The sequence below is a fragment of the Ruegeria sp. SATB045 genome (assembly GCF_059613525.1).
Window position 1 is genome coordinate 17,594 of record NZ_JBXWSR010000031.1, and the last position, 13,164, is coordinate 30,757.

Consider the following 13,164-nt stretch of genomic DNA (forward strand, 5'->3'; position numbering starts at 1 on the left):
GGTCTTGGTCCAACAACAGTGATCGATAAAATTAAAACGGTCCAGTTCCAGCGTATACCGACTTCAGGTTTGGTTGAGTTGGACGCGTTACTTCGGTCCCTCGCGGAGGAGGCCATTTTCGCAGACGTCTTGAACCTGCCCCAAAAAAATTGGTCTCAAAAACCTTATATTGCGAGTTGGTCTGAACGGATCGCCGAGAGGCGGCTCAGAAGAAAATCGCAAGCCCGGTCATTGAGACAACCAAGAAAAGGAGAGTCATAATTCCGCCCGAGCGAACAAAATCGACCACCCGATAGCCTGCTGGACCCATGATCAACGCGTTCACCTGGTGGGTTGGGATCAAAAATGAGTTGGACGTTGAAATTGCCACTGTGAGAGCAAATACAGCCGGGTTACCACCCGCCGATATGGCGATAGAAACCGCCAGCGGCACCAGCAGAACAGTTGCACCCACGTTCGACATGACCAGCGTGAACGCCGTTGCCAAAACGGCGATCCCTGCTTGCAAAGACCAGATCGGCCACCCCTTCAGGAGGGCCAACACATGCGCGGCAATCCAATCCGCAGTGCCGGTGTTTTGAACTGCTTGGCCCAACGGGATCAGCGAAGCCAGTAGAAAGACTGTGCTCCAACTTATCGACTCGTAGGCTTCGTCAATCGAGAGCACCCGGCTCAACACCATCCCAATAGCGCCGATCAACAGGCATAATGACAAGCGCAGATCGGAAAACAGAATTAAGCTCAACGCTATTAGGAAGAAAGCAAGCGCCCAGCCGACCTTGTGTGGCCGTAACTCTTCTTGGGGAAAGTCTGAAGTTACGACAACAAAATCCCTGTCCGACTTCAGTCGTGTCAGACGGTCCCACTGCACGTGAACCACACACGTATCACCGGCCTGCAAAGCGACTTGCCCGATATGCGTGGCTGAATGATCCTCGGTTTCAACGTGGCTCAGTGTTTCTTCTCCGCGCTGAATGGCCAAAAGAGACAAACCATGTGTCTGACGGAGGCGCAAATCAATCGGAGTCTGGCCGATCACTGAAGAACCGGGCGGAACAACAACCTCGGCCACCCCGGATTGGGTCGCGGCGAAATCATCCGCAAAGACATCTAGTTGGGGTAGGATCTCTAATCCGTAAGGCTCAGCAAACTGATGCTCAACCACCCGACGCAGGCCAAGCACTGCGAGCCGCGCAGGGGCTTCGATCTTGGTATCCGCCATTGGCGCGATGACCTTGTGGCCGCGATAGGATGTGCCAAGAATGTACATGTTATGGGCGACCATTAGATCCGCGAGCGTTTGCCCGATGATTATTGAGCCTTCAGGAACACGTATCTCGAACATATCGGCCCTAAGCCCATAGGTATTTTCGACGTATGTTTGCATGGACCGAGCTGAGCTTGCGTCTTCTCCGCGCTCTCGCTGCGCTGGGAGGACCCAACGACCAAAGAGCACAAAGTAAAGCACCCCTGTCAGCACCAGCATCACACCGATAGGCGTGACTGAAAACAACCTAAATGTCTTCATTTGTTGGTCAGCCGGAAGGGATGAGTTTGCTGAAACAATCAGGTCATTCAACAGGATGAGGGGCGACGACCCGACCAATGTAATCGTACCACCCAGAATCGCGCAAAACCCCATGGGCATTAGCAACCTACTCATAGGGATTTCCGTACGTGCTGAGATACGGCTAACAACGGGTAGAAAGAGCGCAGCAGCTCCAACGTTCTGCATGAAAGAGCTGATGACACCAACAGTTGTTGATATGATTGGGATGATCCGGGCCTCTGTCGTGCCACCATTCTTGAGGATCAAGGCCGCAACCTTTGACATAAGTCCGGTCTTATCAAGTCCAGCCCCAATTACCATAACTGCGATGATTGACATCACAGCGTTCGAGGAAAAACCTTCAAAGAGCCTGGAGACATCGGCAAGATTACCTAGCCCCGGTAGATAGCTCAGTGCGCCAAGCAACACCATTACAAGAATTGCTGCGACATCAATCCGTATAATCTCGGTAACAAAAAGCAAGACGGTAAAAGACAATAGACTCAGTACGGCTATCATTTCGTACGTCAGTGTTGGTAATTCCATATCGTACTCCCAACCTAACGTTACCTAACCAGCAGCAAATACGAAGGACCAACTCTGCGCCGCAGATAAGGCCAAAATCCATCAGGCCGTCTCATGCGGCTTGTTTTCTCGGATGACGGCCTTGGACTTGCCCATTTGATGAAGAAGGTATCCACACTTTCATTACAAACCTTTGAGTTTGCGACTATAGCCCTTGAAAACCTCGATTGCATCGCAATCCAGCCGTCGGCGCGTATAGTACGAACATGACTTGAGGTATTTTGGCTAACGCTCATACAGTCGCTAATGCCCTGACCTCTGCCGAGCAGATTTCCAAACTTTCTTCTGAGGCAGATCAGCTAGCGCTCCAATCTGTCACAGCCAACAGATTAGAGCGCTAGCTGATCTGAGCAAGAGAACGCCGAAAAAGCCGTAGGCTCATTAGTAACAAAGCAATTCCTAAAAACGTCATCCAAACGAATTCCGGCCAGACAGTCTCAATACCAGCGCCTTTGAAAACAATAGCCTGACTTGCTGACATGTAATGGCGTGACGGCAGAACCAAAGTACCCGCCTGCAACCACGCCGGCTGCCCTTCAATTGGGGTCTCTCCACCTGAAAGCATTAGCATTGGCAGCACAATCAACATGACCAGAAGCGCGAACTGCGCCATTGAGCGTGCAATGGTTGCCAGAAACACCCCAAGCGCCGTCGCAGTAAAAAGAAACAACGCCGTGCCAACCAAAAACAACATCTTAGATCCAGCGATACTAATACCCAGAGAACCCTGCATCACAAAGGTTAGTGAAAGACCAGCCGCGACCAAAACCACTGCTGCATTCGCCCAAATTTTGGCAATGGCAATGTCAAATGGAGCAAGAGGCATGGCAAGGAGATGTTCAATAGTCCCGTGCTCTCGTTCTCTAATCATTGCCGCTCCGGTCAAAATAGTTGTGAGCCACATGATCTGGCCAATCAGAGCAACGATACCAGCAAAACGTACAGTATCTCTATTTGGGTTGAAGGCGCTTCTTAGAATGACACTGATTGAGGGAGCATCTACTAGATCGATACCAATTGCATAGCGATGTATTTCAGCGCTCAAGATACTGGTGATGTAGTTTGCACCAATACCGGCCTGTTCCATAGCGGTTGCGTCAATAAGAACTTGAATCTCCGGACTGCGCCCTGCGCGCAGGTCCTTCTCGAATCCGGGGGGCACAGCCACAACGAAAATAAAGCGCCCAGCGTCCATGTAGGCAGGTCCTTTTCCGGGTTCGATTTGGACGACCGGTTGGAACTCTGGTGGGAAAAACGCTGTGGCAAGTGCTCGAGAAAGTGGCGAGTCGTCTTCATCCGCAAACGCTATCGAGGCATTGTTTACAGAACTTGCCACTCCGGTTGCTTCCATGATCGGGGCCAGCGTGAAAGACCAAACCAACAATGCCATCATCACCCAATCACGGCGCAGGCTCATCACTTCCTTCAAGCCTAGCCAGAATATGCAGTACAAGCGCTGCATTCACTTCTCCTGCGCTCGAAGACATAGGGCTGCGATCAGCGTCAGAACTGGTCCGAAGCAGGCGAGGGCCAGAATGTCCGGCGCAAGGGCCTCCCAACCCAAACCTTTAGTGAAGGCACCAACGTTTAGGTGTAGGAAATATGAGGAAGGCCAAAGTGAGCCCACCACTTGTGCGCCTCCTTCAAGCGTTGAAACAGGTTGCAACAGGCCTGAGAACTGGATTGTTGGGACAACTGAGGCGATGGCAGTTGCAAATGTGGCGGCCACCTGACTGGATGTCATTGTAGCGATCAATAACCCGTAGGATGTTGTTGCCCAAACGTAAAGAAGGGCACCAACAGCCAAAGGGAAAGGATTTCCTTTTAACGGCACCCCAAAAAGAAAAACGGTCATTCCGGCCAAAAGCAGAAAATTTGCGTAGGCGATCAATATGTACGGAATTTGTTTTCCGACTAGAAATTCAAGCCGCGTGGTTGGTGTCACGTAGAAATTGACAACTGACCCCAGCTCTCGTTCCCTTGCTACGCTTACGGCAGTCAAAACAGCTGGCAGCATAATCAGTAAGATAGCAGGCATTGCCGGAGCCATCGCGGCGATGCTTTCAAAGCTCTGATTGTAGCGAAACCGGGGTTCGATCCTGGCGATATCTATCTGGCTTTTGCCGTTGTTAAGGGCATATTCCTCTAGAAATGATTGGTGCAATCCGGAAACATAGCCTTCAACCGTCTCACCCTTAAATGGGATAGCGCCGTCTACAGTTGCAAGTATCTGGGTCGGTTCACCCGTACTCATCTTTCGGTCAAAGTCAGGTGGCAACTCAACAACCAGAGAGACCTCACCTGCCACCAGACGGTCGCGCCCTTCGCTGGCGCTTTGCAGCGGCGATGTGGCTTTAAAGTAGGACGATCCAGCGAATTCAGCCGAATAAGCACGACTCTCCGGCCCCTGAGAAAGGTCAAGTACCGCGAATTCAAGCTCATCGATATCCAGCGTAATTCCAAAGCAAAAAACCAACATTAGAATAGCAGAACCCAGAAACGCGAAAGCCAGACGCACCGGGTCACGAGCTACTTCAACGGTTTCGCGCCGCGCATATGCCAATACACGCGAAAACGCTCCTCCCCCGGCGTGGGATTTGGTTCTAAAACCCACCTTTGGCGCGACAACAGAGACTGGCTTTTCTGCTGCTTCCAATATCGAAATGAAAGCGTCTTCAAGGTTATCCGCCCCTTCAACAACGATCAGTTCAGCCGGAGTACCTTCTGCTAGAACTCTACCAGCATGCATAAAAGAAACGCGATCACAGCGTTCCGCCTCACCCATGAAATGAGTGGAAACAAAGATCGTAACCGACTCATTTCGAGAGAGCTCAATCAGCAAGTCCCAGAAGGAATCGCGCGCCTCTGGATCCACACCGGATGTCGGTTCGTCGAGTATTAGCACCCGCGGACGGTGGATCACCGCTACGGCTAGCGACAGTCGCTGTTTGATCCCCAGGGGCAGTGCCGTCGCCAACGTATTCCGGTGCTCCTCGAGCCCAAAGCGCTCAGTGAGTTCCGAAACGCGTTGTTCACGGTCGGCAATTGCAAATATCCGCGCATGCAATTGTAAGTTCTGATGTACCGACAACTCGCCATATAAGGAAAAGGCCTGGCTCATGTAGCCTATTTCACGCCTCATTTTTCGGTCATATGCATCGACAGGGTTGCCAAACAGCAGTGCTTCGCCTGAGCTGGAAGGTAACAAGCCAGTCAACATCTTCATTGTCGTGGACTTGCCGCATCCGTTTGATCCTAGAAACCCGAATATCTCTCCGCGATTGATTGTGAAGTCGACGTTGTCTACGGCCGTGAAATCACCAAAGCGTCGTGTCAGTCCACGCGCAACTATCACTGGGCTTGCTTCGATCTTCCCATTCGTTTTGTTTTTCCCCGCCGGTTCGACAGGCAACTCCCGTGCTCTCAGACGCCGATATGCAATTTCGAGGTCGACATCACTCCCTTTCAATTCGGTGGGCTTCCCATGAAAGATGACTTGACCCGCGTCCATCGCGACAATCCGGTCAAAACCGTCGGCTTCTTCCATGTAGGCCGTTGAAACCAATACCGACAGTTCAGGGCTTTTTGCTCGGATTGCATCAATCAAAGCCCAGAACTGCCGACGCGACAACGGGTCGACCCCGGTCGTTGGCTCATCCAAAACTAAAAGTTTGGGGTCATGGATTAACGCACAGCAAAGACCTAGTTTTTGCTTCATCCCACCCGAGAGCTTGCCCATCAGACGGTCTTCAAACTGCGCAAGCCCTGTCGCAGCCAATAGCGCTGCGATACGTTCGTCCCGCTCTGAATGCCCTTGAGCAAAGAGACCTGAGAAGAACTCGAGGTTCTCGCGCACAGAAAGCTCCGGATACAGGTTTCGACCCAGCCCTTGCGGCATGAAAGCAATGGCTGGGCAAATGCTGTGTCGATGGCCAGAATTGCCAATCGGGCCGCCTAAAACGTCGATATTGCCGGATTGCAGTTTCTTTGCGCCGGTGATCAAACCAAGCAGTGTAGACTTTCCCACCCCATCCGGCCCGATAAAGCCAACAAGCTGGCCGCCTGGCAGTTCTAACGAAACAGAATCCAATGCGACATGCTTGCGATAACGGTGCGTAACACCTGAAATGTGAATATCGCAGGCGTCATCCTCTACTCTCATTCGAACAGCTCTTCCGGGATGCGTTGTTCAAGCGCCTCAGGCCAAGCAGCGGCTGGGTTCAGCCGGATCACCGCGACACCACGCAGACCGGTTTTGACGTGCTCAATCCGACTTTCAACCAAGTCTATTGGGATACGGACGCGAACGCGAAAAACCAGTTGCTCTCGCTCATCCAGGGTCTCGACCTGTTTGGGGGTGAATTGGGCCTCGGGAGAAACAAAGCTCACGTATGCAGGTATCGCATATTCCGGCAAAGCGTCGAGCACGATGCGAGCCTCAGCTCCAATGGGCAAAAGTCCGGCTTCACGCGCCGGAAGAAAAACTTCCATGTAAACATTCTCAAGGCCAAGAATAGTCAGGATTGGTTCGCCTGCGCCAACGACCTCTCCGGGTTCTGCAAGCCGGTAAAGCACGCGGCCGGGCAAAGGTGCCACTAAAGCGCTGTCTTCAATCTGTGCTTCGATCCTGCGTACTTCCGCCTCAGCGGCAGCAATACGGCTTTCTGCGGTTGCGACTCGGGCTTTGGCGGCGCCCAATACTGCTGTAGCAACCTTATGAGTGGTATCGCGATCTTCAAAAATAGTTTTGGAGATATTTTGACCTGCCAGCAACGCCGTGGCACGATCAAGCTCTTGCTCGGCCCTGCGCTGTTCGCTTTCGCGTTGCACAACGAGCGCTTCTGCTTCAGCCTTTGACTGATTTGCCAAGGCTACTTCGGCTCTAGCCCGATCCAGGTCCGCAGATAGCTCGTCTATGTCCATTTCGGCCAGGATTTGACCGGCTGCAACCATACTGCCCTCTGTTGCCGTTACCTTCGCAACCCGACCTGCATTAGTTGGTGCTATTTCGACTTGTTCCGCTTCAACCCGCCCGTTTCCTTTCACAAATCCGACCGGTAATTCATTGCCATCCTCGGCAACAACGACATACAGCAACGCACCAGCAATTACTAAACCAGCCAAAATAAGAAAAACCGATAGGTTTTTGGTCATAGCGTTTCACCTGAAACAGGGTTTCTGGCGCAGAGTTTAGTGTCTCAAAAGACTCAAAGCCTTGTTTTGGATCAAAACCGATCCGTGCACCTCAGTTCCAAGCAGTTGTTTGTATGAACACTGGTTTGGGTGTTGCAGGTTCTTTCGCGGTGGGTTCGAAGAAGTAGACGTGAAGCGCTTTTGTTATCAGTTTGGTATTGAAACGGGTTGTCTTTATGGCCGCCCCGGCTTGGCCTACACTGACAGGACCTCAGAAATCGAGATTTCGAGAAAGGTTCTGCCATGATACGCTTCTATAGAAACTGGACGTGCGAAGGTCATGTTTTTCGAGGTAGTTTTCTGGCTATCGACGCGACGGTTTTGGCATGAGAGATACGATCAGCCCCTCTTCGGAACTCGCCGCTATAGTGGCACGATGGATCAACGCCTACGGTCGGGGCGATGGAGAGACGGTGGCACATCTATTTTCTGACGACGCCGCCCTGTCATACTTTGGCTCAGCACACGGCGAGGCTTGGAAAGGCGATGCGCTGCGTCGCGGTATGGAGCAATACATCGGTGAGGTTCCACGGTTCAAGTGGCACCCAAAAGACCTGAGAGGATTTGAATGCGGATCACTCGGTTGGGTCGAATGGGAAGCAAGCATTGAGGGTATTGAAACAGGACAGATCGCGCACCTACGTTCTACGGTCATTCTGAAACTCGACAAAGGATCCTGGAAGATTGTGCACGTTCACAATTCCCTACCGGTCAACAACGTAGAGGGATTTGGGTATGAGGCCAGAGGCTTTGAGGAACTGCTTGATGCCGCCCTCTCCACACCCCACGAACTCGGCCAAAGTGGTATAGCGACCATCATGTTCACCGATATCGCGGACAGCACAAAAATCGCTGAGGCTATAGGCGATACGCTTTGGAGCGACGCCCTCGGAAGACATCTGCGACTTGTCGAAACGCAGATCGTCGGGAGTGGTGGACGTACGGTGAAATCACTGGGAGACGGGGTGATGTCGTCTTTTGCTTCCGCAAGGGCAGCATTGCTGGCAGCTCAAAATATTCAACAGGCGAACGCGGCGGAAACAAAGGAGCCAAAGTTGCGGGTTCGCATCGGCTTGCATACCGGCGAAGTGATAACTTCTGATGCTGATCACTTCGGGACTGTTGTCAACAAAGCAGCACGTATAGCCGCCCTGGCAGCACCAAGTGACATCCGCGTCTCGGATGCCACACGGATCATGGTGGGCGGATCACAGGAGTTTCAGTTTGCCGAGCAAATGACTGTTCCGCTTAAAGGTCTCGAAGGAGAGCATACAATTTTCAAACTCAACTGGCTTGAGACAACTTGAGACCGTAAGCATGAAAACAGAAATCGAATAATGTACTCGAGTGAAGTCCCAATCTAGACACCCAAAGCTTACGTTAACATGCAATTTGATAGCTTAATCGGGAAGCCGAGTTGCAAAGCGGAGCGGCGCCAACATGACTTCTGAAAGCAAAATAACTTATCTTTCTGACGAAGACTTGGAAGGTTTAGGGATCCAACCTTCGGAAGTTGCCGACGCAATTGAATCTGCGCTGATAGCCAAGGCAAGTAAGCAGCTTCATACGTCCCCTAAGACAGCCATTTTGCCCGGGGATGGACGGTACGCAATGTCGACCTTGGCAGTAGGAAATGATGGGTTCATCGTGACCAAACAGGTAACGGTGTGTCCGAACAATCCGGCAAAAGGGCTCCCTGCGATTAACGGCGCTATCATGGTAATGGACGGGCAAACCGGGGTTCTCCGGGCAGTCTTAGGGGCAAATTGGGTAACGGCTGTTAGAACAGCGGCGCTGTCAGTCGTCGCCGCGCGTCGACTTGCTGATCCCAATGCTGAGACAGTGGCTTTTGTTGGGGCCGGCGTGCAAGCTCACTCCCATTTGCTTGCGTTCTCCGAAGTTTTCCCTTTGAAAAGCATTCGTGTGTTCGGACGTGGCAAAGCGAATGTCGACAAGCTTTGTCGCCGGGCTCGCGACATGGGCCTCGAGGCCCAAACAGCCGCCAATGCCAAGGACGCCTTGCGTGATGCCGATCTGGTAGTGACATCAATAACTTTGGACTATTCCATCGAACCTTTTCTGGATGCCCGATGGCTAAAGCCGACTGCCTTCGCCGCCATTACAGATGCCTGCATTCCGTGGCTTCCAGAGGGTATGACCGCTTTCAAAACTGTTATTGTTGACGACCGAAAACAGGAATCTGAAAGCGACAAACCAATGCTGCCCTATCAGAAAGTAACAGGGGACTTGACGGAAATTGTCTCGGGAGCAGTCGATACCACTTTAAGCGAGAAACCGGCTGCATTCGCTTTCAGAGGGATTTCTTTGGGAGACTACGCCACAGCGGTACTCGCAGTTCGTCGGGCGGCCGAGGTACGAGCTCGTCAAGAGTAGGATTCTTTCGGCTGTGGGCTCAATGCTGCCATTTTCTGCGATGAGCATGATTGACCGCTCGCAGCCCCGAACGGTCTTTCAAAGCTGGAAATTAAAACCTCAGCTACCGTGGCTCGCTCCGACCGATTTTATGCTAAAGTAAGCAGGCACCAATTGGAGATTATTAGCTCGGAGCAACGGAGATGGAACGCAAATTAGCGGCCATTCTGGCCACCGATATAGTCGGTTTCGCAGGATTGGTATCACGCGATGAAAGCGGAACATTAGCTAAGTTGGTTCGACTAGAACGTGAAATCATCGGCATGCAGGTGGAAGCAAACCGGGGTCGTGTTTTTAAGTCTACTGGCGATGGGTTTTTGGCTGAGTTCTCGAGTGTCTTTGAAGCGGTCAATTGTGCAATCAATATTCAAAGAGCGTGTGCGCGCGAAGCACGCCAATCTAACAGTGACGACCCACTCATTTTACGCGTCGGAGTTTCGCTCGGTGATGTCGTTGTACACGGCGACGATATTCTCGGAGACGGCGTAAATACTGCCGCACGGCTTGAGGCAATAGCGGAACCAGGTGGAATCGCGGTTTCAGGAGAAGTAATGGCGCAAATAGCGGGCAAGATAGATCTTCCGCTGGCGGATTGCGGTCACAAAAGACTCAAGAGCACTGATACTCCAATACATGTCTACATGACCGTTTCAGAACCCGGAGAGGAAGGGGGTTTTCTGGATTTTGATGAAGATGAATTGGCCAAAACCTTAGTGACAGGTGGCTGCATCTGTGGGTTGGTCCGGTATGAAATAAACGCACCCGCCATAAGCACAGGGTATTGCCATTGTAGTTGTTGCAGAAAATTTTCTGGTTCAGCAGTTAATGCATGGGCGGCCTTTCCCGCTTCTGCTGTTCGATTTCTCACCGAGGAACCTCGATACTTCGCAACTACGCCGATAGCAAATCGTGGCTTTTGTGCCAGATGCGGGGCAAGTCTAACTTATAAGCTCGTGAAGCCACGAGAAACGGCCTATCTGGTCCTGCATACTTCGAGCCTCGACCAACCAGAAAACTTTGCTCCTTCGGTCCACTCTGGAATAGAAAGCAAAATGCCATGGTTTGATATTTTGGATGACTTACCTCGCACAAGGTCTTCGGACTCTAGAGTTTTGCAAGAAGCATGGTCAAGTGTCGGTCTACCAGACCCTGAAACTTGGGGACCTTTGGCTAAGCCGCCTGTAGTGTTTTAGTGATCGAGCGATTTCTGCTTTATCCGCAAAGAGAACATTCCTAGCGTTTGAGAAAATGACAACATCGAGCCCAATGCGGGCGCCCATAAGACGTTAGCGAGGCTGCACAGCGACCGACCGCTCGGAGTCCAGATCGGTCGGTCGCCTTTTCTAGATTTCCAGTGTCCCCGGCTCATGATCTACTGATCGGCTTGATGTCCATTGAAGCCATGTCGCGGCGGTCAACAGTTCTAATATGCGACAGCACCTCCATCTCGAAACTTTCCTTGAAGGTAAAGGGCCCCAAATGGCCGGCACCTTTCAGAACCTTTAGCTCAGCAAGCTTACCTTGGGTTGCCAGAATTTCTGCGATGCGCTTCGTGTGCGCATGAGTCTCCGATCCGAGCATGATCGTAGAGGGAATTCCTTCATGAAAAATATTTTCTGGATCAGGTTCATTCAGAAGCGCATCGAAATCGCTTGGGGCTTTGTGAACCCAATTAATCATAGCGCACCTGCGTTCACGGCTCAGGGCTTGCCAAGAGCCAAGTCCTCCCCAAAAATCAGTAAAAACCTGTGCGCTAAACTCTTCGCATCCCTCTTCTATGCCAGCTCGTATTGCGTTTGTGAGGCTTACAATCTCGGAATACAATGAACCGTCAGCCGCGTTTCCGGCTTTCAGTAGGCTGAACAAAGTTGGTTCATAGAGACAAAGTGATCGAACAAGGTCGGGTCGAGCTCTGGCGATATGCAACGCCAGCGCTCCTCCATACGAGTGTCCAATCAAGTGAGCGGGTCTGCCAAGCTTCTCAATCTCAGTGATGATCGAAGCAGCTTCGTGTTCCAATGTGAACGGCCCGTCGGGGATTTTATGACCCCGAGACAGGGTTCCAATTAGGTCGGGCGCTATTGTTTTGGTTTCATCGCTCATCCGGGCAAACAGAGTGCGCCACTGGCTTCCGTCAGCACCGGAACAATGTAGCCCCACGCAGGGAGCGGGCGAAATTTGGGACCGGGACGGCGAAGCGTGTAGTGATGCGTCAAATTGTTTATTCATGTGATGACCTCCAATCTGAATTTCACAATGGTGTCACTCATCTGTCCTTCAACCTATCGGACACATGTCCCGGCTAGACTCAAAACGACGGGAAATTGTTGGGACATTTGCCCCAAATTGACTAAAAAAGGACATGCGAACCGTTAGATACACTTCCTCAAGCGATGGTACGTCGCTGGCGTGGAGCAAATCCGGAAACGGCCTGCCCATGGTAAAGGCTGCTAATTGGCTTACGCATCTCAGTTATGATCTCGACAGTCCAATTTGGTCTCACTGGATCGAAATGTTAGAAAGTCAATTCACCCTTGTTCGATATGATGAGCGAGGCTGCGGATTATCTGACAAGCGAGTTGAGAATCTGAGTATTGATTACTGGGTTGATGATCTCGAAGCTGTGATCGACGCCGCTGAAATAAATGAACCATTCTATCTTCTGGGTGTTTCTCAGGGTGCGGCGACTTCTATCGCGTATTCGCTCATGTATCCCGACAGGGTCGCTGGGATGATACTTGTTGGCGGCTATGCAAGGGGCAGTAACCACCGTGGACCGGTTGCCGCCAAGAACTACAAGACTGTAATCGATATATTTCGCTTGGGTTGGGAGAATGACAACCCAGCATTCCAAGATGTATTCACATCAAGATTTCTTCCTGGCGCGGCAGTCGAACAGCGCTCATGGTTCACAGATCTTTGCCAAAAGACCGTTTTGCCTGAGACAGGGGCCGACCTGCTTATGGCGCGCGCTGACGTAAATGTTGAGAGCCTTCTGCCAAAGGTTTCGGTTCCAACACTGGTGATCCATTCAAGGAACGATCAGGTTATTCCGTTTGAAGAAGGACAACATCTCGCTCAGAAAATTCCCGGAGCGACAATGTCCGCTTTAGAGGGAAAAAATCACATTATCCAACGCGATGAACCTGCCTGGCGCGCTTTTTCCAAGAGCTTGCTTGAATTTACATTTTCCGGTCAAACGACGGACTTTAACGAATTGACAAAGCGCGAGCAGGACGTGCTGAGACTCATCTGCCAAGCAATGAGTGGTAAAGAAATTGCTAGAAGTCTTCAAATGAGTGAAAAAACCGTTCGAAACCACACAAGTAAAATCTACGCCAAACTTGAACTGCAAAACAGACAGCATGCAATTCGCACGTATGGGCATCTGTTCTGATTAGAGC

The 13,164-nt window shown here is 51.4% G+C and carries 9 protein-coding genes; 4 read left to right on the plus strand and 5 right to left on the minus strand.

Annotated features, from left to right (window positions below):
- Positions 1-205: 205 nt before the first annotated feature.
- The 4 genes from AC2FNR_RS17520 to AC2FNR_RS17535 all read right to left on the minus strand — a co-directional run bounded on the left by AC2FNR_RS17520 (position 206) and on the right by AC2FNR_RS17535 (position 7,288).
- Positions 206-2,095 carry an SLC13 family permease gene (locus AC2FNR_RS17520; protein ID WP_496850400.1) on the minus strand — a complete coding sequence of 630 codons (1,890 nt, stop codon included), beginning with the start codon at positions 2,093-2,095 and terminating at the stop codon, positions 206-208.
- A gap of 376 nt (positions 2,096-2,471) precedes the next feature.
- Entirely contained in the window at positions 2,472-3,596 is a 1,125-nt protein-coding gene (locus AC2FNR_RS17525; protein ID WP_496850402.1) for an ABC transporter permease, read from the minus strand.
- The gene (gene rbbA, locus AC2FNR_RS17530; protein WP_496850404.1) at positions 3,597-6,296 is read right to left on the minus strand and encodes a ribosome-associated ATPase/putative transporter RbbA; all 2,700 of its coding nucleotides are present in this window, start codon (positions 6,294-6,296) and stop codon (positions 3,597-3,599) included.
- Complete coding sequence (locus AC2FNR_RS17535; protein WP_496850406.1) at positions 6,293-7,288, minus strand: HlyD family secretion protein; 996 nt, start codon at positions 7,286-7,288, stop codon at positions 6,293-6,295. The genes rbbA and AC2FNR_RS17535 overlap by 4 nt, the downstream gene beginning before the upstream one ends.
- 365 nt (positions 7,289-7,653) lie before the next feature.
- Here AC2FNR_RS17535 and AC2FNR_RS17540 point away from each other — a divergent pair, with 365 nt between their 5' ends.
- The 3 genes from AC2FNR_RS17540 (at position 7,654) to AC2FNR_RS17550 (ending at position 10,953) form a co-directional block, all read left to right on the plus strand.
- Positions 7,654-8,634, plus strand: a complete 981-nt coding sequence (locus AC2FNR_RS17540) for a nuclear transport factor 2 family protein (protein WP_496850407.1) — start codon at positions 7,654-7,656, stop codon at positions 8,632-8,634.
- 133 nt (positions 8,635-8,767) lie between these two features.
- Positions 8,768-9,721 carry an ornithine cyclodeaminase family protein gene (locus AC2FNR_RS17545; RefSeq protein WP_496850409.1) on the plus strand — a complete coding sequence of 318 codons (954 nt, stop codon included), beginning with the start codon at positions 8,768-8,770 and terminating at the stop codon, positions 9,719-9,721.
- Positions 9,722-9,903: 182 nt separating this feature from the next.
- Complete coding sequence (locus AC2FNR_RS17550) at positions 9,904-10,953, plus strand: GFA family protein (RefSeq protein ID WP_170458412.1); 1,050 nt, start codon at positions 9,904-9,906, stop codon at positions 10,951-10,953.
- Between the two features lie 172 nt (positions 10,954-11,125).
- Here AC2FNR_RS17550 and AC2FNR_RS17555 read toward each other — a convergent pair whose 3' ends face one another.
- On the minus strand, positions 11,126-11,989 hold the full coding sequence (locus AC2FNR_RS17555) for an alpha/beta hydrolase (protein ID WP_170603555.1): 864 nt from the start codon (positions 11,987-11,989) through the stop codon (positions 11,126-11,128).
- A gap of 208 nt (positions 11,990-12,197) precedes the next feature.
- Between AC2FNR_RS17555 and AC2FNR_RS17560 the strand changes: the two genes are divergently transcribed.
- Complete coding sequence (locus tag AC2FNR_RS17560) at positions 12,198-13,157, plus strand: alpha/beta fold hydrolase (protein WP_496850410.1); 960 nt, start codon at positions 12,198-12,200, stop codon at positions 13,155-13,157.
- Positions 13,158-13,164 lie beyond the last annotated feature (7 nt).